The 20,879-nt window shown below is 30.2% G+C and carries 21 protein-coding genes and 1 CRISPR repeat array; all 21 genes read right to left on the bottom strand.

Features of this window, described 5'->3' with window-relative positions; all coding sequences use genetic code 11:
- Window positions 1-12 precede the first annotated feature (12 nt).
- Window positions 13-351, bottom strand: coding sequence for a 50S ribosomal protein L24 (gene rplX, locus HF295_RS05540; protein WP_312031187.1), 339 nt, complete (start codon window positions 349-351; stop codon window positions 13-15).
- A gap of 11 nt (window positions 352-362) precedes the next feature.
- Window positions 363-731: a 50S ribosomal protein L14 gene (rplN, locus tag HF295_RS05545; protein ID WP_312031188.1), complete on the bottom strand. Its 369-nt coding sequence runs from the start codon at window positions 729-731 to the stop codon at window positions 363-365.
- A gap of 15 nt (window positions 732-746) precedes the next feature.
- Window positions 747-1,004, bottom strand: coding sequence for a 30S ribosomal protein S17 (gene rpsQ / locus HF295_RS05550; RefSeq protein WP_376739666.1), 258 nt, complete (start codon window positions 1,002-1,004; stop codon window positions 747-749).
- A gap of 14 nt (window positions 1,005-1,018) precedes the next feature.
- Window positions 1,019-1,210 carry a 50S ribosomal protein L29 gene (gene rpmC, locus HF295_RS05555; RefSeq protein WP_312032608.1) on the bottom strand — a complete coding sequence of 64 codons (192 nt, stop codon included), beginning with the start codon at window positions 1,208-1,210 and terminating at the stop codon, window positions 1,019-1,021.
- Entirely contained in the window at window positions 1,210-1,632 is a 423-nt protein-coding gene (gene rplP / locus HF295_RS05560; protein ID WP_312031190.1) for a 50S ribosomal protein L16, read from the bottom strand. The genes rpmC and rplP overlap by 1 nt, the downstream gene beginning before the upstream one ends.
- A gap of 2 nt (window positions 1,633-1,634) precedes the next feature.
- Window positions 1,635-2,285: a 30S ribosomal protein S3 gene (gene rpsC / locus HF295_RS05565; protein WP_312031191.1), complete on the bottom strand. Its 651-nt coding sequence runs from the start codon at window positions 2,283-2,285 to the stop codon at window positions 1,635-1,637.
- Between the two features lie 11 nt (window positions 2,286-2,296).
- On the bottom strand, window positions 2,297-2,650 hold the full coding sequence (rplV, locus tag HF295_RS05570) for a 50S ribosomal protein L22 (protein ID WP_312031192.1): 354 nt from the start codon (window positions 2,648-2,650) through the stop codon (window positions 2,297-2,299).
- A 2-nt stretch (window positions 2,651-2,652) separates the two neighbouring features.
- Entirely contained in the window at window positions 2,653-2,934 is a 282-nt protein-coding gene (rpsS, locus tag HF295_RS05575; protein WP_312031193.1) for a 30S ribosomal protein S19, read from the bottom strand.
- 17 nt (window positions 2,935-2,951) lie between these two features.
- Window positions 2,952-3,782, bottom strand: a complete 831-nt coding sequence (gene rplB / locus HF295_RS05580; RefSeq protein ID WP_312031194.1) for a 50S ribosomal protein L2 — start codon at window positions 3,780-3,782, stop codon at window positions 2,952-2,954.
- A 15-nt stretch (window positions 3,783-3,797) separates the two neighbouring features.
- Window positions 3,798-4,079 (bottom strand): 50S ribosomal protein L23, encoded by a 282-nt coding sequence (rplW, locus tag HF295_RS05585; RefSeq protein ID WP_312031195.1) that lies wholly within the window; start codon window positions 4,077-4,079, stop codon window positions 3,798-3,800.
- Between the two features lies 1 nt (window position 4,080).
- Entirely contained in the window at window positions 4,081-4,704 is a 624-nt protein-coding gene (rplD, locus tag HF295_RS05590; protein ID WP_312031196.1) for a 50S ribosomal protein L4, read from the bottom strand.
- Window positions 4,705-4,728: 24 nt separating this feature from the next.
- Window positions 4,729-5,358, bottom strand: a complete 630-nt coding sequence (rplC, locus tag HF295_RS05595) for a 50S ribosomal protein L3 (RefSeq protein WP_312031197.1) — start codon at window positions 5,356-5,358, stop codon at window positions 4,729-4,731.
- Window positions 5,359-5,385: 27 nt separating this feature from the next.
- On the bottom strand, window positions 5,386-5,691 hold the full coding sequence (gene rpsJ, locus HF295_RS05600; RefSeq protein ID WP_312031198.1) for a 30S ribosomal protein S10: 306 nt from the start codon (window positions 5,689-5,691) through the stop codon (window positions 5,386-5,388).
- A gap of 259 nt (window positions 5,692-5,950) precedes the next feature.
- A complete protein-coding gene (locus HF295_RS05605) occupies window positions 5,951-8,287 on the bottom strand; it encodes a helicase C-terminal domain-containing protein (protein ID WP_312031199.1) in 2,337 nt (778 codons plus the stop codon).
- Window positions 8,288-8,338: 51 nt separating this feature from the next.
- A complete protein-coding gene (locus tag HF295_RS05610) occupies window positions 8,339-9,628 on the bottom strand; it encodes a sialate O-acetylesterase (RefSeq protein ID WP_312031200.1) in 1,290 nt (429 codons plus the stop codon).
- Window positions 9,629-9,789: 161 nt separating this feature from the next.
- Window positions 9,790-12,465: a CRISPR direct-repeat array (repeat unit 36 nt; unit sequence GTTTGATATCCATTCAATATAACAATACTCTCAAAC).
- A gap of 81 nt (window positions 12,466-12,546) precedes the next feature.
- The gene (csn2, locus tag HF295_RS05615) at window positions 12,547-13,230 is read right to left on the bottom strand and encodes a type II-A CRISPR-associated protein Csn2 (protein WP_312031201.1); all 684 of its coding nucleotides are present in this window, start codon (window positions 13,228-13,230) and stop codon (window positions 12,547-12,549) included.
- Window positions 13,227-13,532 (bottom strand): CRISPR-associated endonuclease Cas2, encoded by a 306-nt coding sequence (gene cas2, locus HF295_RS05620; protein WP_312031202.1) that lies wholly within the window; start codon window positions 13,530-13,532, stop codon window positions 13,227-13,229. The genes csn2 and cas2 overlap by 4 nt, the downstream gene beginning before the upstream one ends.
- Before the next feature lie 4 nt (window positions 13,533-13,536).
- Window positions 13,537-14,406, bottom strand: a complete 870-nt coding sequence (gene cas1, locus HF295_RS05625; protein WP_312031203.1) for a type II CRISPR-associated endonuclease Cas1 — start codon at window positions 14,404-14,406, stop codon at window positions 13,537-13,539.
- The gene (cas9, locus tag HF295_RS05630; RefSeq protein WP_312031204.1) at window positions 14,406-18,590 is read right to left on the bottom strand and encodes a type II CRISPR RNA-guided endonuclease Cas9; all 4,185 of its coding nucleotides are present in this window, start codon (window positions 18,588-18,590) and stop codon (window positions 14,406-14,408) included. Before cas9 ends, cas1 begins: the two co-directional genes overlap by 1 nt.
- Before the next feature lie 268 nt (window positions 18,591-18,858).
- Complete coding sequence (zupT, locus tag HF295_RS05635; RefSeq protein ID WP_312031205.1) at window positions 18,859-19,683, bottom strand: zinc transporter ZupT; 825 nt, start codon at window positions 19,681-19,683, stop codon at window positions 18,859-18,861.
- 10 nt (window positions 19,684-19,693) lie between these two features.
- The gene (locus HF295_RS05640) at window positions 19,694-20,872 is read right to left on the bottom strand and encodes an iron-containing alcohol dehydrogenase (protein WP_312031206.1); all 1,179 of its coding nucleotides are present in this window, start codon (window positions 20,870-20,872) and stop codon (window positions 19,694-19,696) included.
- Between the last annotated feature and the right edge of the window lie 7 nt (window positions 20,873-20,879).

Here is a 20,879-nt window from a genome sequence, read left to right on the forward strand (position 1 = left end):
TTTCTCCCTTCACTATTTTATTTCTTTGCCAGATTTTTTAGCAAATCTAACTTTTTTAGTAACTGTTTCTTTTTTATTAGTTTCAGTTACAGTTTTATACCCAATTCTTGTTCTTGTTTTTTCTTTTGGGTCGATTAACATCACGTTAGAAGCGTGAATTGGTTTATCAATTTCAATGATTCCACCATCTGGATTTACTTGAGATGGTTTAAGATGTTTCTTGATTTTAGTCAAGCCTTCACCTTCTAAAACAACACGATCTGTTTTTTTAAGAACTTTTAAAATTGTTCCTTGTTTACCTTTGTCTGCGCCAGAGATTATAACTACTTTATCACCTTTTTTTAATTTCATAAATGCGCCTCCTATAATACTTCTGGAGCTAAAGAAACTATTTTAGTGTAATTAGCGTCTCTTAACTCTCTTGCAACTGGACCAAAAATTCTGGTTCCTCTCATGTTGCCATCATCTTTTAAAATTACTGCTGCATTGTCATCAAATTGTATAAATGAACCATCAGGGCGTTGTACCGCTTTTTTGGTTCTAACGATTACTGCTTTAATTACATCACCTTTTTTAACCATTCCACCAGGAATAGCTGATTTAACAGAAGCTACGATTACGTCTCCGATACTTGCATATCTACGGCTAGTACCACCTAGTACTTTGATTGTTGAAATTATTTTTGCACCTGTGTTATCTGCGACTTTAAGTCTACTTTCTTGTTGTATCATAATAATTCCCCCGCCCTAAATAGTCTGACTTTTTTCAACTATTTCAACTAAACGGAATCGTTTAGTAGCTGATAAAGGTCTGCATTCTGTTATTCTAACAACATCACCGTTTTTTGCTTCATTTTTTTCATCGTGAGCTCTGAATTTTTTAGAAGAGATAACTCTTTTTCCATATAATGGATGTTTTTTATAGGTTGTTACTAATACTGTGATTGTTTTATCATTTGCATCTGATACTACAGTTCCAGTAAAGAATTTTTTTACTTTTTCCATCATCATCTTCCTCCTTAGCTTCTTTCTCTTTCAGTAAGTACTGTTTTCATTCTAGCAATCGTTTTTTTAATATTTGATAAGCGTGCAGTATTTTCTAATTGACCTGTAGCTTGTTTAAAGCGTAGATCGAACATTTCTTTTTTTAAGTTTTCTATTTCTTCTAAGATTTTTGCGGTGTCCCACTCGCGGATTTCTTTAGCATAAATCATTTAGAATCACCACTTTCCTTTTTAACAAACTTCGTTTTAATAGGTAGTTTGTGTGCTGCTAATCTTAATGCTTCTTTTGCAACTTCTTCAGAAACACCAGCGATTTCAAACATAATAGTACCTTGTTTAACAACAGCTACCCATTCTTCTGGAGCACCTTTACCAGATCCCATACGGACTTCTAAAGGTTTTTTAGTTTTTGCTAAGTGTGGGAATATTTTAATCCAGACTTTCCCAGCACGTTTCATAAATCTTGTCATCGCAATACGACTAGCCTCGATTTGACGTGAAGTGATCCACGCTCCTTCTAAAGCTTTTAATCCGTATTCACCAAAAGAGATATCTGAACCACCTTTGGCTACCCCTTCATAAGATACACGATGAGGGCGACGGTATTTTGTTCTTTTAGGCATTAACATTTTTATTTAGCCCCCCTTTTTTTAGAAGGAAGTACTTCTCCTTTATAAATCCACACTTTAACGCCTAATTTACCATATGTAGTATTAGCTTCAGCTAATGCATAGTCAATATCAGCTCTTAAAGTATGTAAAGGAACATTACCTTCACTATATCCTTCGCTACGTGCCATTTCAGCGCCACCTAAGCGACCTGAAATTAAAGTTTTACATCCTTTAGCACCTGATTTCAACGCTCTTTGAATAGCAACTTTTTGCACTCTTCTAAATGATGCTCTGTTTTCTAATTGTCTAGCCATATTTTCAGCAACCAACGTAGCATCAATTTCAGGACGTTTAATTTCAATAACGTTTAAGAATACTTCTTTATTTGTAAGCTTTTGTAGTTCCTCTACAACAGCTTTTTTAGTTTCAGCATTTCTACCAATAACCATACCTGGTTTAGCAGTATGAACTGTAATAATTACTCTCTTTTTACTTCTTTCAATTACAACTTGTGAAACACTTGCATTTTTATATAAATCAGAGATAAGTTCGCGAATTTTAATGTCCTCATGTAATAAGTCGGCGACATCATTTTTCTCAGCATACCATCTTGATTCCCAATCACGAATGATTCCAATACGTTGTCCAACTGGATTTACTTTTTGTCCCATAAAACGCCTCCTTACTCTCTCTCAGCCACTGTGATGTAAATGTGGCTGGTTCTTTTTAAAATTTGGAATGCTCTACCTTGTGCATGTGGTTGCATTCTTTTAAGTGTTTTACCTTCGCCAACATAAATTTCTTTAACATATAATTTATCTTGGTCTAATTGATAATTATGTTCAGCATTCGCGACAGCTGATTTAAGAAGTTTACCAATAACGATGGCAGATCTCTTAGGTGTATTTCTTAATAAAGCATAAGCTTCACCAACATTTTTACCTCTAATTAAATCAACCATTAATTTAACTTTACGAGGAGCAATTCTTACAGATCTAACAACTGCTTTTGCTTCAGTTACTTGATTTGTTTCCATCTTTATTTACCTCCCCTTACAGCTTTCTTTTCCACGTGACCGCGGTAAGTTCTAGTCGGAGCGAACTCTCCTAATTTATGACCAACCATGTCTTCTGTAACATATACAGGAACATGTTCTTTACCGTTATGAACAGCAATTGTTAAGCCAACAAATTGCGGAAAAATTGTTGAACGTCTCGACCATGTTTGAATTACTTTCTTTGAATTAGTTTTTTTAGCATTTTCTACTTTTTTCATTAAGTGATCATCACAAAATGGACCTTTTTTAATTGAACGTGACATATTGAGTTCCTCCTTCCCTATTTATTTCTTCTTCTAACAATTAACTTATTGCTAGCTTTTTTATTTTTTCTAGTAATTTTACCAAGAGCAACTTTACCCCAAGGTGTAAGTGGAGATGGATGACCGATAGGTTGTTTACCTTCACCACCACCATGTGGATGGTCATTAGGATTCATTACAGAACCTCTAACAGTAGGTTTTACACCCATATGTCTTTTTCTACCAGCTTTACCAATACTTACTAATGAATGGAATTCATTTCCAACTTCACCAATCGTAGCGCGGCAAGTTCCTAAAACTCTTCTAACTTCACCAGATTTTAATCTTAATAATACATATTTAGACTCACGACCTAAGATTTGTGCAGATGCACCAGCAGCTCTAATTAATTGGCCACCTTTTCCAGGATATAATTCTACGTTATGTACCACGGTACCAACAGGAATGTCTTTGATTTCTTTTGCATTACCGATGACGATATCGGCTTTTTCTCCAGATTCAATATCCATACCTACTTGTAATCCCTTAGGAGCTAAGATATAACGTTTTTCTCCATCAACATAATTGATTAAAGCAATATTAGCTGAACGGTTTGGATCGTATTCAATAGTTGCTACTTTCCCAACAATTCCATCTTTATTTCTTTTAAAATCAATAATTCTGTATTTACGTTTTGCTCCACCGGCTTGATGACGAACAGTGATTTTACCTTGATTGTTTCTTCCGCCATTTTTCTTAACAGTAGTTAATAAGGATTTCTCTGGCTGTGATGTGGTTATTTCGGCATAATCGCTTTTGCTCATATGACGTGTACCAGGTGTTTGTGGTTTAAACTTTATAATAGCCATTATTTTTTCCTCCTATTATGCTGTATAAATGTCGATTTTGTAGCCTTCTTCTAAAGTAATAACAGCTTTAGAAACAGCAGGTTTAAATCCTTGGTATTGACCAACTCTTTTTGCTTTTGGTTTACCGTTCATGACATTTACCTTTTTAACTTTTACATCAAATAAAGCTTCAATCGCTTCTTTGATTTGAATTTTATTTGCTCTTTTATCAACTTCAAATGTGTACTTATTCTCTTCAGCCAATTTGGTTGATTTTTCAGTAACGATTGGGCGTTTAATCACTATATATTTATCCATATTAACTTAAAGCCTCCTCAATCTTATCTAAAGCATCTTTTGTCATAACGACTTGGTTAGAATTAAGTACATCATATACTGATATATGATTATATAAATCTACTTCAACATTAGGAATGTTTCTAGACGCAATAAATACTGAATCTAATACATCTCCTAATACCACCATTATTTTTCCTTCTGCTTTAATGTTTTCTAACACTTTAACCATTTCTTTTGTTTTATTTTCTTCTAAAGAAATTTGATCAACAAGTATAATTTTGTTTTCTCTTAATTTTTCTGATAAAGCAATTTTCATCGCTAAACGACGAACTTTCTTATTGACTTTATATTCATAAGATCTTGGACTTGGTCCGAATACAACGCCACCACCCACATATTGAGGTGCGCGGATTGTTCCTTGGCGAGCATGTCCAGTCCCTTTCTGACGATATGGTTTTCTACCTCCACCACGTACTGCTGATCTATTCTTAGTCATGGCAGTACCTTGGCGCATTGCAGCTCTTTGTTGTTTTACAACATCATAGATAACTTGATTGTTTGCTTCAACTCCAAACACTTCGTCATTTAAATTAACATCTTTTACTGATTCACCTAGTTGGTTTAACATTGCTAATTTAGGCATAGCTTTTCCTCCTTCCAAAGAATATTATTTTTTAATTGCGTTTTTAATTTCGATTAACGATTTGTTAGGTCCAGGTACATTACCTTTGATTAGAATGATATTTCTTTCCATATCCACTCTTACAACTTGTAAGTTTTGGATTGTCACTGTTTCGTGACCCATTCTACCAGGCATGTTTTTACCTTTTCTAATGTGGTTAGGTGAAATTACACCCATTGATCCAACACCGCGGTGATATTTAGAACCATGAGACATAGGTCCTCTGTGTTGATTGTGACGTTTGATCACACCAGCGTAACCTTTCCCTTTAGAAGTTCCTGTAACGTCTACATAGTCACCAGCAGTAAAAATATCTATTTTTACCTCTTGGCCAGGTTCATACTCTTTCATTCCTGAAAGACGCATCTCCTTAATGTAGCGCTTAGGTGTTGTTTCAGTTTTAGCAAAGTGACCAGTTAATGGTTTATTTACTAAGTTTGCTCTTTTGTCCATGAAACCTAATTGAACAGCTTCGTAACCGTCAGTTTCCATGGTTTTCTTTTGTAATACAACATTCGGCTCTGCCGAAATGACTGTAACAGGAATCATGTTTCCAGTTTCATCGAAAACTTGTGTCATTCCTTCTTTTCTTCCTAAGATACCTTTTCTTGCCATGAGTACACCTCCTAATTTAAATTTTTATTATTTTAATACGATATCTACACCAGACGGTAAGTCTAAGTGCATTAAAGAATCAATTGTTTTTGGCGTAGGGTTAACGATATCAATTAAACGTTTGTGCGTTCTACGTTCGAATTGTTCACGTGAATCCTTGTTAACATGTGGACTTCTTAAGATAGTAAAAATTTCTTTTTCAGTCGGTAGTGGAATTGGTCCACTAACTTCAGCACCTGTTTTTTTCGCAGTTTCTACGATTCTTTTTGATGATTGATCTAACAATCTGTGGTCATAAGATTTTAATCTTATTCTAATTACTTGATTAGCCATTTTAGCTCCTCCTTCGCATATAATTTAGCTTACATACTGGCTCCTCGTGAATTCCCTGACCTCTTCACTACAACGCTTTCGTGTGTGTCAGCAACCTCACAAATCTATGCCTCTCCTATTTACATAGGCTTTACTATGATATCAAATTTAATTTTCAAATGCAAGGATTTTTTACTTAGAATCTCTATTTTTCTAAAAAAAACAAGAAAATCATCGACAGAAGTCCTATAAATGATTTTCTTTTCCTTATTATATAAACTTATTCACAATCCCAAAAACTTTTCACCATATCATATACATCATCAGGATCATTACATACTTCTAAATGACTCCAAGCATTAGGATACAATCTTAAATATTTTCTCATGGTGAATCTATCATCTAATAAAATTGCAACACCCTTATCTGTTTCCGAACGAATAACTCGACCAACAGCTTGAATAACCTTATTTAACCCAGGATAAGTATAAGCATAATCAAAGCCTTGATTAAAAGTTAAATCATAATGAGCTTTTAAAACATTATTATAATGACTTAAAGCAGGTAAGCCAACCCCGACAATTAATACACCACTTAATAATTCTCCAACCAAATCAATTGACTCACCAAAAATTCCACCCATAACAAACATAAATACTTGGGTTTGATCTTTATTCTCTGAAAACTGATTCATCATTTCACTTCTTTCTAAACCCGTCATATCTCTTGTTTGACTAATGAAATGAACATTATCTATTTCTTCAAAAGCTTTTGTTTGAACTTGTTTCATATAATAATAACTTGGAAAATATACAATATAATTGCCTTGCTTTGCTTGAATCATTGATTTTAATGTTTGAATTATCCTAGGAATGGATTGGTCCCTATCATGATATCTTGTTGAAACATTATCTACGGCTAAAACCAATAAATTCGTTTGCTTAAATGCAGAAGAAAATTGATTAAAGGATCCTCTATTGGCTGTTAATAAATTTTTATAATATTCAATAGGCTTTAATGTTGCACTAAAGAATACAATACTTTCCAAATACTCATCCATCACTTCTCTTATGAAACTCGATGCATTTAAACACTTAATTGAAATTAAAATGTCTTCTTGATCTCTTTCAAGTAAATATACAAAATCATCCATATAAAAGGAAGACATTTTTATAAATCGATTGGCTAAAAAATACAGTTCTTGAATTTCTTCTTTTCCAAAGGTTAATGATTCATTAGATAATATATCATCAAATTTAACCAATAAACTTTGTAATTTATGGACCAATAAATCATTGATTTGATATTGTCTAATGAAGTCAACCTTATCTAATTCATTTTGTGCTTGCTTAAAAATAGTTAATATTTCTTTAATCTGGTATGTAGGATTTGGTTTCAACATATGAGCAATATCCAAAAAATCTTCAAAAGCTTTTTGATTAATCGTCGCAGAATACATATCCCTAGACCTAGAAACTAAATTATGGGCTTCATCAACCAAAACAATGGGTTGATAAACATGTTCTTCAAAATACCTTATCAAATGAACAATTGGATCAAAAACATAATTATAATCACATATAACAATATCAGAATAATTTGATAAATCTAAACTTAACTCAAAAGGACAAACTTCATGTTTTCTAGCATATTTTTCGATAACTTTTCTTGAAAAAATAGATTCATTTTCAAATATATCTTCAATGGCTTTAAATACTTTTGAATAATAACCATTAGCATAAGGACAAACCTTAGGATCACAATCTCTCTTTTCTAAAAAACAAACACTATCTTTAGCTGTAATTTCAACTGTTTTTGCTTTTAAACCCTTATTCTCTAAAAGTTCAATAGTTTCTAAAGCAGTTCTTTTTCCATCATTTTTCGCTGTTAAATAAAAAATCTTTTGTCTTGGTTGGTGAATGGCTTTTAAAGCAGAAAAAATAGCTGCGATGGTTTTACCTAAACCTGTAGGAGCTTCAATATAAGCGATGTCTTTAGCAATAATATTTCTATAAATTACCGCCATCATTCTTCTTTGATTAAATCGATATTTTTCAAAAGGAAAATTCAAACCCTGAATAGAAGATAATCTAGCATCTTCATGTTTTAATATTTTATCTTGCCAATCTAAATAATCTGACAATGTTTTTAAATAAAAATCTTCTAATTCTTTAAATGAATGATAATTTTTTAAATATTTAGCCTTTCTACTTTCTACATCAACGTAGGTTAACCAAATTTCTAAAGCGCTTAATTCTTCTTTTTTCGCAATAATATATGCATATATTTTAGCCTGTGCTAAATGAGCAGGCGTTGTTTCTTCATCGATCTTATCTAAATCAATATGCGTTGATTTAATTTCTTCAACAATATAGTGGTTATCTCTAAACAAAAGACCATCAATACGACCACTGATGGTTACTTCAAAATCATCATTTATATAAGTTTCACTCACCACAACTTCTTTTTGGTCTTCATTAAGGTATTGACTTTGCCAAAAACTATGGATTTCAGTTCCTTCATTGGCTCGGTTTTTTAAGTCTTTTAAATTAGTAATCGAACCAGAACCATAGATGAGTTCAACCAAATCTTTAACAGAGATTTTAATTGTTTTCATTTCATCACCACTATTATTATACTCGAAAATGACCATTAAAAAAAGCAAGGATTAACTTGCTTGATCTAAAACAATTTTAAAGGGTAATAAAGGCAATCCATTAGACGTATAAATATCACATGTAGGATTGTCATCATAAGCATATCTTATCTCTTTAGCATCTTCACATATCTTAAGTGAAATTTGGTTGTTTTCAATTAATACATCTCTAACAGGATAAAAATCAACAATATTATTTGTATAATAAAAACCTAATTTTTGTCCTGATTTTGATACTAAAGCTAAAAAATTATTATGAACATAAATATCTACCTGACCAGCACGTTGTCGGTAAGAAAATAATTGTGGACACAGGGCATTTTTACCCATATTGTATTGTTTTTCTAAAACGAGTTTAACCAATCTTTGACTCAGGATATTCTTGTTTAAACTGACCATATCTTTTTCATCGATATCGACAACACTGACAACATATACTTTAGATTTATCAGCACATAAATTGCTTTGCGCAATTCTTATTTCGCTAGATGCTATGTAATTTTTATGTTTATTTTCAAAACTTGAAATTTGAATAATATGAACCGGTAAATATAAGTCTTTGAATTCCATTCTAAAAGATTTAATCATAGAAGATAAAGCTTTTTCATAAAAATGAAAATGCTGAAAATCATTTTCTCCTTGGTAAAGAATCATTGATTTTACAGAAAAATTAAAAATATGTTTCTTTAAAAAATTATAATCTCTAGCTAAATGATGTTCTTTTAATTGGAAAACTCCATTTAGATAATTCTTCATTTCAATGTCGTTTAAAATTACATTTTTATTAGACCAAGAAAAGATATTTTCATCTTCTTTTCCATAGACAATAATACCTAAAGGTATACGATTTTGTTGGTGAAGATTTTTAGCAAATAAATATGATAAAACTGATATTTGATCAATAGAATCTCTACCAGACACCATCCACTGATTTTGTTTATTTAAATCTAAAAATCTTATATCAAAACTCGTATAGTCTTCTTGTTTGCTACTCATTGCTAATGACTGTGTGATATTCCTACCACCAATGAATAGGTAAACATCTCCGATTAAACAGTTATAGATGGTTTCTACTTGCTTCTTTGAAGAAACCGTAAATGAAAAACCCTTATCTTGATATTTTTCTGCTTTTAATTCAAAAACAAATTCTTCACTATTAGTTTTGATGACTTCTTCTTGATTTAAAAAATTAATCTTAACTTCAATATTTTTTTTACACTTTCCATAGACTCTAATAGTCTTATCAGCCTGGAAAATCATGTTGTCATGAAAGATAGGTGCTAATGTAAAATATTTCTTCATTCAAGTACTCCTTGTTAAGTAAACTAGCAATAGTATAACAAAAATAAATAGTCTTTGTAAACAATAAATTTGAATAAATATTTCCATGAATATTTGTTCACTATTGAAAGAAAAAACCATCATAAATTTGATGGTTAAATAAATAAAATAAATATTCACATATTCGATATCCATTCAATATAACAATACTCTCAAACATGATACCGGATGGACAAACGCAAATATTTGTTTGATATCCATTCAATATAACAATACTCTCAAACCAATGATAAATATTATATGTTTATTGAATCGTTTGATATCCATTCAATATAACAATACTCTCAAACATAGTGTTTAGTGTTCAACCAAAAGCAAAAGTTTGATATCCATTCAATATAACAATACTCTCAAACGCGTCCATATAAAATAATCCATAAGTTTCAGTTTGATATCCATTCAATATAACAATACTCTCAAACTGTATAGTCGTAACCGATTGCTCTTTTAAAGTTTGATATCCATTCAATATAACAATACTCTCAAACTGTTTGACACCTGTTCTGACACCTATTTGCGTTTGATATCCATTCAATATAACAATACTCTCAAACAAAAGATTCAGAGATTATATATGAGCCTTCGTTTGATATCCATTCAATATAACAATACTCTCAAACCCCCTTAACTGTCTCTCGATGCCTAAGTTAGTTTGATATCCATTCAATATAACAATACTCTCAAACATTGTTTAGCCTCCTTCTTAAATGGTTGTAGTTTGATATCCATTCAATATAACAATACTCTCAAACCCCTCATATAATTTAATACGCTTTTCACGAGTTTGATATCCATTCAATATAACAATACTCTCAAACCTCACTACAAGTTTTTTAGAAAGGTGGTTTGTTTGATATCCATTCAATATAACAATACTCTCAAACAGAACTTAATTATTAAGGGTACTCTAAAAGGTTTGATATCCATTCAATATAACAATACTCTCAAACTACATGACGCATACATGAATCCACCATTACGTTTGATATCCATTCAATATAACAATACTCTCAAACCTATCATAACGGCTTTGCCTGTGCTACCACGTTTGATATCCATTCAATATAACAATACTCTCAAACAACATACTCATTGCGGAAGTCTATCCTACTGTTTGATATCCATTCAATATAACAATACTCTCAAACTGGGATAAATTACGAGAGCAAGCCGATGAGGTTTGATATCCATTCAATATAACAATACTCTCAAACCTCCATTTCTTTAAGTTTTTCTTCTTCGTTGTTTGATATCCATTCAATATAACAATACTCTCAAACGTATCTGATCATTTTAAAGCGACCGTATACGTTTGATATCCATTCAATATAACAATACTCTCAAACATGAGAGGAAACAAAGGAAGTAAATCAGCAGTTTGATATCCATTCAATATAACAATACTCTCAAACCTATCAAGCCAACCTATCGATTTATCTTGCGTTTGATATCCATTCAATATAACAATACTCTCAAACAGTTTTTACTTATGATTATTCAGATACTTTGTTTGATATCCATTCAATATAACAATACTCTCAAACTAGACGACACACTGAAAGAGTTTGACAAGCGTTTGATATCCATTCAATATAACAATACTCTCAAACTTTGCGCCTATTGTTAAGCCAAGCAAGCGCGTTTGATATCCATTCAATATAACAATACTCTCAAACAACCCATGTGTTACTTTCATAAGATTTATTGTTTGATATCCATTCAATATAACAATACTCTCAAACACAGTTTTAGGGACTTGGATGTTAATCTTTGTTTGATATCCATTCAATATAACAATACTCTCAAACTGTTTGACACCTGTTCTGACACCTATTTGCGTTTGATATCCATTCAATATAACAATACTCTCAAACGAATATCTATTAAGGTCTTTAGGAAGAAATGTTTGATATCCATTCAATATAACAATACTCTCAAACTATGAAATTGGATAATAATTTAATAACTGAGTTTGATATCCATTCAATATAACAATACTCTCAAACCTAGATCTAGAATTAACAATATTAGATTTAGTTTGATATCCATTCAATATAACAATACTCTCAAACAAAGACTAATGCTAGTGCTGTTGATTTAGAGTTTGATATCCATTCAATATAACAATACTCTCAAACTCAACTTAACTTGTCTAAGAGAACTTACAAGTTTGATATCCATTCAATATAACAATACTCTCAAACCTTTAACAGGGGCATATGGAGGGTATCAATGTTTGATATCCATTCAATATAACAATACTCTCAAACCCCAAAGGCAAGGATACGGACCTCACCAAAGTTTGATATCCATTCAATATAACAATACTCTCAAACATATTATCATTGATAATACAGGCAAAAAACGTTTGATATCCATTCAATATAACAATACTCTCAAACAGTAGTAGCCGATTCTTTAGCAAGTTCTTCGTTTGATATCCATTCAATATAACAATACTCTCAAACTTACACTATGGGAATGATCTAGTATGATCGGTTTGATATCCATTCAATATAACAATACTCTCAAACTTAGATAATAGCTTTACATCTAAATCAACTGTTTGATATCCATTCAATATAACAATACTCTCAAACTGCTTCTTCTTCTGATAATTTAAAATTATAGTTTGATATCCATTCAATATAACAATACTCTCAAACAGATTATAAGTTTTAGTATTTAATAAAATAGTTTGATATCCATTCAATATAACAATACTCTCAAACCCTGAAACCGCTGAATATTATGTTGTTGGTGTTTGATATCCATTCAATATAACAATACTCTCAAACCTCAAATATAGGTCTGTAGAGAAGGTTTTTTACTAAACCTGATACATTTGAACAGAAAAAATTTGATTCTTTACAACCAAACTACTGATGAATTTCACATAGATCTTTATCTATAATGATAGTTTCAACATCTTTGTGTTTATAATCAATTTTTTTATTTTCAATCATAATCAAATTAATTTCATTAAGCTGTAATTCTTTTATCAAATCGTCAACTTCCTTTTCTTCTAAATAAGATGATAAATTACAAATAAAAATAATATCTATTCCAGCTAATTCAGAAGAATATTTAATATAGTCAATAAGCAAGTCAATAGGATTATCATCCTTAATACTTGGTTTGATTTTAACTGTTTTGAGAAAATCTTTTAAATTCAATTCATCTGTATAGTCAATTTTAATATCGATATTATTCTTTAATTTTAACATAAATTGATTTATGATGGTAACCAGCTCATAATAATCAATTTTTAATTCTGTATTATTTAACTCGTTTTCATAATACTTAATTAAATTACTTTGAATCTTTCGATCATCATTACTTATGTTAAAAATATCAATGATTAATTCCGCTTTCTTAAATAAATCAATATATTCATTATCGCAGGATAATCTAAAATCACCCTCTTCTTTTTCAATTATTTGGCTTTTAAGCTTATAAATCATATTATAGTACTCTTTTTTATTCTCAACAACTAACTGGTACATTATTTTATTATCTAATAACATTTTCTTATCAAAATAATAATTCGTGATAATTCTCATAACTCAATATACCTTTCAGTTGTATTAATTTCTTTATTTTTAGGTCTTCCTATAATATGTTCCATGGTTTGAAACTGTTTTTCAGTAATGCTAATAACTGAAACAAAACCCTTAATTGGAATTTTTGAAAATATTAATCTTTTCTCATGTTCTAAATTAGCTCTATTTACATGAAATTTTGTATAAACTGATTTTTGTAACATAACGAAACCTTCGCCCTTAATAAATTTTAGAAATTTTCTATAATTTCTTTTTTCTTCACTTTTTTCCATAGGTAAATCAAACATTAGAATTGTTCTCATATATCTAAAATTCATAGCTCTTATACATTTCAATATATTCTGGTTTTCTCTCGTTAAGGGCTTTAAAAACACTGGAACAGAATATTTTAATACCGTTTTCTAAATTAGTTTTTTGATCTTTAATGATTAATTTAATTGTATCTAAATTAGATAGCTTTTTCTTAAAGTTTTCTTCATTAATTTCACCCGAAATGGCATATCTATCGATAATAGGTCTGAATGGTTCAACTAAATCGCAAGAAAAATTAAAATCATTGTACTCACTCTTATGGTGGATACCTAACTGAGTTAGGTATCCACTTGAAACAACATATCTATTAATATGTGAAAGAAGTATGGTATAACCATAATTTAAAACTGTATTAATGAACACTCCTGAACTTCTAGTAAAATCCTTGCCAAAAAATGAATTAAAATAGACTTTTGCAGCATGCCCTTCTCTATTTGTAACGTCGCCTATTTTTACTTTTAAAGAATAATCCTCTAACATGTTCTTCTCTTCACAATTCATTAACTCTAAATTTTGTTTTTGAGCATCAATTTTTTGTTCAACAATTTTTTTCCAAATTTCATCCTTTGTTTTTTTAGTCCATGTTAGTTGCTCTTTTATTTTCAATGATGAATTATGACATCCGTAGAAAGGCATTAACTGGGATTCTGGATTATGTTTGTTATTGCAAAAAATAACATTTACCTTTCTATTAGATAGTTCGGCGATCAAACTTGATGTAAGCGAAACTGCAGTAGATTCAATGATAAGTGTAGATATTTCTTGAAGGTTTATTTTATATTCTTCTTCTCCCCTATAAATTAAGTAATTTAATGAATAGGATAGTTTGCACCTCTTTTTGATAACTACTGTTCTAAAACCCATTATTGATTTTGCCACCTTACCTTTCTATAAAAACCAGTTATAGATTCATCATATATGGTAATATTTTCATTTGTAATACCTTTATTACGCTTATTACTACCTTTGTTACTTGCCCTTTCCATAAAAAGCGATAGATCTCCAGTAGATGCATTACAATGCATCATGATAAGTATTTGGTTTAGACTGTGGGCTTGCTGACGTACATTTAATGCTACAAATTTATCTCTTGATTCAATCAGGTTTTCATAATAATTTCCCATTGTTAACCCGTTATAAATACTTATACTAAATTTAGAAATTAATTCATCAAACAAACTCAAATTCATTTCTTTACTTAATGACTGATTTTTTTTGTTTTTGTCCTTTGAAATACTTAAAACAAAGCTGTCCTCTTCGACATTTTTAATGTCAGTAATCTTGTCATATTGCTTACTATGCTTTTCAATTAATTTAATATAGTTGATATAAGATTCATTTAAAAATAGTTGATTTGAATTATGAGTAATGATTGCGTTATCAGCCTTGCCAGCCAAATTAGCATAAGCATCTTTAATTTTAAATAATGTACCAACTTTTATTTTCGAAACTAAGACTTTTGGATCTTCTAATTTAAGATAATCTTTCAAAACATCATCTAATGTTAGGTTATTGTGTTTAACTTCATATGAATGTATGACGGGAATACCTTCAATAGTGATAACTCTTTTATTTTTTAGTGTATGTTCAACAATTATAAAATAAGCTATTTTTAAAGACTTATAACCTCCATATTTATCTGTATCTTTATATCGGTTATCTTTTGATTTTAATGGGAATAATTCTGCTTTAGTACCTTTAGGATAAATAGTTTCATCATAAAAATCATCTTTTCTCTCTGTAACCATTTTAGTGACTAACACATCTTTTAAAGAGAGCATTTTCTTAACCATCTTTATAGTTTCGCCATCTTTTTTCCAGGCACCAGGTACATCTCTTTCAAACATTTTTTCTGTATTAGTAAAGGTGCCAACATCATTATTTTTACGGAAGAAAATTATGGCATTACTACCAAATTTAGTATTATAAGTATTCCCTACAACAATGTTTAAATAAGCATCATGTGCATGATGAAAGTCATTTACAAGCCTAGATTTTACAATATCAAATTTGTTTCTAAAGTCAGAAACGTTACCTGCTTTAGAATAAATTACTTTAGAATCAGGATTGGTTTTAATAAGTATTTCATTTAATACTTTTACTGCTTGATTTGTAAAAACAAGTTGTCTATTAACAAAATCTCCTTTTTCATCTGGTGATAGAGGATAATTTCTTGTTAATCTTTTGAATTTTTCATCATTAACCAAACTCAAATCTTTAAGCTTTGACCAGTAAGGTAACATCTTATTTATTATATTATTATCCAAAGGATAGTTATCTGTTTTAGTTGCGTTTAAGTTTCTTTTAACTAAAACCTTATTTGTTATACTATCATCTTTTAAGTATGCTCTAGGTATGATATGGTCAATATCATATTCACTTGTTTCTAATTTGTCTAAATCAATTGGTTCATTAGAATACATGCATTTTCCTAATTGCATAAAGTATAAGAATAACTTCTCAGCTCTCAGTTTATGTTTTTCTTCATCTGACTTATATTTAGCGAGAATATCTTTCATTTTATTGATTTCACTAGCATCCTTTTTAGCTGAGTTATATAAATTCTCTATTTGTTGGTATCTAGATTTTGTTCTCTTACCTTTTTCACCGCCACCTCGTGTTACTTCAACAAAGAACTTATCTATTGGCCTATTTAGAATTTTTTTAATTTCATCAACTATTTTTAAAGCTTGCCATAAAGACCGTTTTATACCAGGAGACACATAAACATCCTTTATCAATTCTTCATAAGATAATTTTTTTTCTTCATCTCTAACTCCGTTTATTTCGTTAATCTTATCAATAAAATTATATCTAGAGTCATATAAAGCTTGTTGGAGATTAATATTCTCTCTTCTCATTAGATCAATAATAGATGTCGTTTCTCCAGTTTGATTGTCAACTCTAATAACTTTAGTTTGAAGAAATTCTTTTGACAAATTACCCCAACCTAGAAAATTTAAACTTTTTATAAGTTTTATTTCTTGTTCGCTAATACTAGGATAATCCTTTTCAATCTTCTTGATAGCCATACCCTTTTCTTCAAATATTGTTAAAATGAATATTATTTTTTCTATCATTTCAATCTTATTATAATCACTCTCAAAATCGCCAAATATTTTCTTAAACGAAATATAAGAAGATAAATTATTCTTAAAGTCACCATCAATACCAGAAATTAAAATTTCTTCTTTTGAATCAATCAATCCTTCATTATAGAGAAAATTCAGAAGACTTTTTTGTGTGACTTTTTTATGTTTCTTAAACAAATCATTAATTAGCCTTGTTTTTAGTTCAACTGAGATAGGTTCTTTATTTATTTGAATATTGTTAAGTTCATTCAAGAGTTTATACTCACTATATAATAGAGAATTTTTTGGTAAAACGTCTTCGTTCTTTAAATATGTACATTTTCTTGTCATTCTCTTTATAAAATTTTCTGCACTTTTATCTACATTTACTTTATCATCAAAATTCCAAGGTAAAACTTTTCCTTTTTCTAATCTTTCAATCCAAGCAAATCCAGAATCATTATCATCCTTATGTGTATCATTTAGAGGCCCAATGTAGTAAGGAATTCTAAATTTCATAAGTTCTATAATTTTATCCTTGACTGTATACTCATTTTTAATTGAAGTTAAAAAAGAGTAATGTATTGAAGCCTTATCTAATATAGTCTCTAATTCATTTAAATGAAGTTGATACGGAATAACTCCATTGGTTGTTACTCTTTGTTTAGGTAATATCGTTTGATTATCTATCTTATCCTTTAGTTCTAAATATTGTTTATATTCAGCTTCGGCTAGTTTATCGCTATAAGCATTCTCTTTAGTATTTACACCAAATTTTTCTTCAAAGTCTTTCATTAATTTTCTTAAAGTCTTTAGAAAATCGTCATAAGAACATCCCTTGACATATTCTTTTTTATTATTGATTAAGTTGGTTTTCACATACGCCACATAATTCTTTATTTTTTCATCTGAGACTCTAAACATCTTATCATATTCTCTTTTACCATAGAATTTTCTTATAAATTTTTTTAATTTTATCAAGTCATCATGGTGATTGTTATATTCTCTAACTTTTGCTTCTGATATAGAATTACTATCTTTTAAGAAACTCTTAACAGTAAACCAATTATAAATTTTCTTAGCGTTAAAAATGATTTCTGCCGCATCACCAACCATATCAAATAGGATTGGCTCTATTTCAGTATCATATTTCGCATCAGAGAACTTAATTTTTGGTTGTTCTAAATCTTTATATTTATCATCATCTAATAAGTCTTTTAATTGGACAGTTTTATCTGAAATTAGCTCAAGCAATTTTTTTGCATTTTTGTTATTATCTTTATTCAAAATTCTATTAAAAATATGAAAATGTTCATTAACCGAAGTGGTGTTTTTAATTCCATTTAATATTTCATCTATATCATTATTATCCACACTCAACCAGTAATCTAAATCATCGCCGAAAAAATCTAGTAAACTTTCATTTAAATCAGAAAAAACACCGAAAATATAGCCATAATCAGTTGAACTAGTTTCAATTTTATTGCCTTCCATCAAAAAGTTTCCTCTATATTTTAAAATGTTGTGGCAAGCTAAATAAATTAACCGAATGTCTTCCTTCTCAGTAGAATTCATTAAATATTGTCTCAAATGGAAAATAGTTTTAAATTTAGAATAATATTCCTTATCAGTAAATAGTTTGTCATTGAATAGGCTATATTTACCTAGTTCATTATCTTTATCATCTTTATTAAAAAAAGAGTTATTTAATCTTAAAAAGAAATTAGGATCTATTTTAATAATTTCATCATTAAATAATGTTTGCAATATTTTAAGTCTAAATTTTCTTCTTTCTAGTCTTCTTCTAGAAGATCTTTTCAATCTGCGGACTTCAGCTGTTTCAGCTTGAGCAAATTTTCTTACCCCATGTAAATGCTTTCCAGATTTTTTAATTATTTCATAATTCTCATCTGTAACAGCCCAACCACAAGACTCTGTTCCTAAATCTAAACCTAAATATACTTTTTTGTTTTCCATACTTGACTTCCTTTCAATAACATATTATAATTTGTGTATCTATTCAATAGATAACAATACGAGTTCAAATAAAAATTTATTCTCGTCGTCGAGTTTACTCGACCCACATTGGTGGATAAAAAGCCGCATTTGCGGTTTTTTTATTTATTTAGGCCTATCATAGCATAATTAAAAAAAATAATACATAGAGTTGAGAATTTTCATACTTTTTTCAAAAAAAACCAAGTTCAATTAATCATTAAAACTTGGTTTTTTTTATATTTTATTTTTATTTAGCCAACAAAACCAAAGAACTTGCCATAACAATCATCCCAGCTATTAAACCATAGATGGCTATATGATGTTTACCATATTTTTCTGCAGTTGGCAATAACTCATCCAAGGAGATGTAAACCATAATTCCAGCGACACCCGCGAAGATTAATCCCATTAATCCATCACTTTGACCAAAGATCAAAACCAATAAGAAATATCCAACGACTGCTCCAATCGGTTCGGAAAACCCAGATAGAAATGAATATTTTAAGGCTTTCTTTTTATCACCAGTTGCATAATATATAGGCACTGATACAGCAATACCTTCTGGAATATTATGGATAGCTATAGCTATACCAATTGAGATACCTAAAGTAGGAGATTCAATGGTAGCCATAAAGGTTGCTAATCCTTCTGGAAAATTATGAATGGCTATGGCTAAAGCAGAAAATAAACCCATACGCATTAATGACTTTTTAGATGATTCATTATTTAAGTCAGTAACATCTCTCATTTCATGAGGATTTTCCGCACTAGGAACCATCTTATCAATTAAAGCTATAATAGCGATTCCCACAAAAAAAGCAATGGTTGTCCAAATATAGGCAGTTTTATCTCCACCCAATGAATCAATGGCTTTAGGAAATATTTCGATAAACGAAACATAAATCATAACACCTGCAGAAAAACCTAAAGCCGCTGATAAGAATGTAGCGTCTGTTTTTTTTCTATAAAAAGCTAATATTGAACCAATCCCTGTAGCTAAACCAGCAAATAATGTGACTAAGAAAGCCAATAGTATTGTGTCAAAACCAACTTCAGCTATATTTAAAATCATCTATTACCTCCTACTTAGCACAAGCTAAAAGGTATATATTTTTTGCATCTTCTAAATTTAAAACTTGATAATGGCCAAACTCTTGACCAACATTTTCTTCTAATTTTTCAACTAAGAAATCAATATCTTCTTTTTTAGCATTGATGCCTTCAAACCTTGTTGGCATACCAATACTTTGATAGAATTCTTCCAATTTAGAAATACCTTCCAAGGCTACTTCTTTATCTGTTTTATTTATACTTTCAACACCAAAAACTTTCATCGCAAAGCGTTTATATCTTTGAACATCAACATCAATTGTGTATTTCATATAAGCTGGATAAATCACCGCAAGTCCTGCCCCATGAGTTACATCATATAAAGCAGATAATTCATGTTCTAACCTGTGACTTGCCCAATCTTCATTTCTACCAACACCGAAGAAACCATTGTGGGCAATGGTACCCGCCCAACAAATTACAGATCTTGCTTCATAATTGGTAGGATCATCCATTAAAACTTTAGCTGCTTCTATAATAGAAACTAAAGTACCTTCTGCCAATCTATCTACAAACAAGGTATTTTCACTCTTGGTGAAATATCTTTCAAAGATATGTCCCATCATATCAACTGCCCCAGCAGATGTTTGATAACTAGGTAGTGTATAAGTTAATTCTGGGTTAATGATTGAGAACTGAGCTCTATAAAAAGGTGAGTAATGTCCTCTTTTTAACATTCCGTCTGTTTTAGTAATCACTGAACTAGCTGAACCTTCACTACCCGCCGCTGGTATGGTTAATACAACCCCTATACCTAAAGCATCTTCAATGGTCGCTTTCCCATCATAAAAATCCCAGAAATCACCATCATATTTACTACCTGCCGCAATGGCTTTAGCCGAGTCGATGGCTGAACCTCCGCCAACAGCCAAAACAAAATCCACTTTTTCTTTTTTACAAAGTTCAATACCTTCATAAACAAGTGTGTCTCTTGGATTAGGGACCACACCTCCTAATTCAACAAAATCAATATTTTCTTTTTGGATAGACTGAACCACACGATCAAATAAACCTGACCTTTTAATTGAACCAGTCCCATAATGAATCAATACTTTTTTCGCCTTATAAGATTTTAATAAGGCACCTACTTGAAATTCTGTATTTTTACCAAACACGAATTTTGTAGGTGAATGAAATATAAAATTATTCATATGTCCA

The sequence above is a fragment of the Hujiaoplasma nucleasis genome, from assembly GCF_013745115.1.
GTDB lineage: Bacteria > Bacillota_I > Bacilli_A > Izemoplasmatales > Hujiaoplasmataceae > Hujiaoplasma > Hujiaoplasma nucleasis.

Coding starts and splice junctions, on each gene's coding strand:
- rplX (WP_312031187.1), bottom strand. CDS start 351: ATGAAATTAAAAAAAGGTGATAAAGTAGTTATAATCTCTGGCGCAGAC.
- rplN (WP_312031188.1), bottom strand. CDS start 731: ATGATACAACAAGAAAGTAGACTTAAAGTCGCAGATAACACAGGTGCA.
- rpsQ (WP_376739666.1), bottom strand. CDS start 1,004: ATGGAAAAAGTAAAAAAATTCTTTACTGGAACTGTAGTATCAGATGCA.
- rplP (WP_312031190.1), bottom strand. CDS start 1,632: ATGTTAATGCCTAAAAGAACAAAATACCGTCGCCCTCATCGTGTATCT.
- rpsC (WP_312031191.1), bottom strand. CDS start 2,285: ATGGGACAAAAAGTAAATCCAGTTGGACAACGTATTGGAATCATTCGT.
- rplV (WP_312031192.1), bottom strand. CDS start 2,650: ATGGAAACAAATCAAGTAACTGAAGCAAAAGCAGTTGTTAGATCTGTA.
- rpsS (WP_312031193.1), bottom strand. CDS start 2,934: ATGTCACGTTCAATTAAAAAAGGTCCATTTTGTGATGATCACTTAATG.
- rplB (WP_312031194.1), bottom strand. CDS start 3,782: ATGGCTATTATAAAGTTTAAACCACAAACACCTGGTACACGTCATATG.
- rplW (WP_312031195.1), bottom strand. CDS start 4,079: ATGGATAAATATATAGTGATTAAACGCCCAATCGTTACTGAAAAATCA.
- rplD (WP_312031196.1), bottom strand. CDS start 4,704: ATGCCTAAATTAGCAATGTTAAACCAACTAGGTGAATCAGTAAAAGAT.
- rplC (WP_312031197.1), bottom strand. CDS start 5,358: ATGGCAAGAAAAGGTATCTTAGGAAGAAAAGAAGGAATGACACAAGTT.
- rpsJ (WP_312031198.1), bottom strand. CDS start 5,691: ATGGCTAATCAAGTAATTAGAATAAGATTAAAATCTTATGACCACAGA.
- HF295_RS05605 (WP_312031199.1), bottom strand. CDS start 8,287: ATGAAAACAATTAAAATCTCTGTTAAAGATTTGGTTGAACTCATCTAT.
- HF295_RS05610 (WP_312031200.1), bottom strand. CDS start 9,628: ATGAAGAAATATTTTACATTAGCACCTATCTTTCATGACAACATGATT.
- csn2 (WP_312031201.1), bottom strand. CDS start 13,230: ATGAGAATTATCACGAATTATTATTTTGATAAGAAAATGTTATTAGAT.
- cas2 (WP_312031202.1), bottom strand. CDS start 13,532: ATGAGAACAATTCTAATGTTTGATTTACCTATGGAAAAAAGTGAAGAA.
- cas1 (WP_312031203.1), bottom strand. CDS start 14,406: ATGGGTTTTAGAACAGTAGTTATCAAAAAGAGGTGCAAACTATCCTAT.
- cas9 (WP_312031204.1), bottom strand. CDS start 18,590: ATGGAAAACAAAAAAGTATATTTAGGTTTAGATTTAGGAACAGAGTCT.
- zupT (WP_312031205.1), bottom strand. CDS start 19,683: ATGATTTTAAATATAGCTGAAGTTGGTTTTGACACAATACTATTGGCT.
- HF295_RS05640 (WP_312031206.1), bottom strand. CDS start 20,872: ATGAATAATTTTATATTTCATTCACCTACAAAATTCGTGTTTGGTAAA.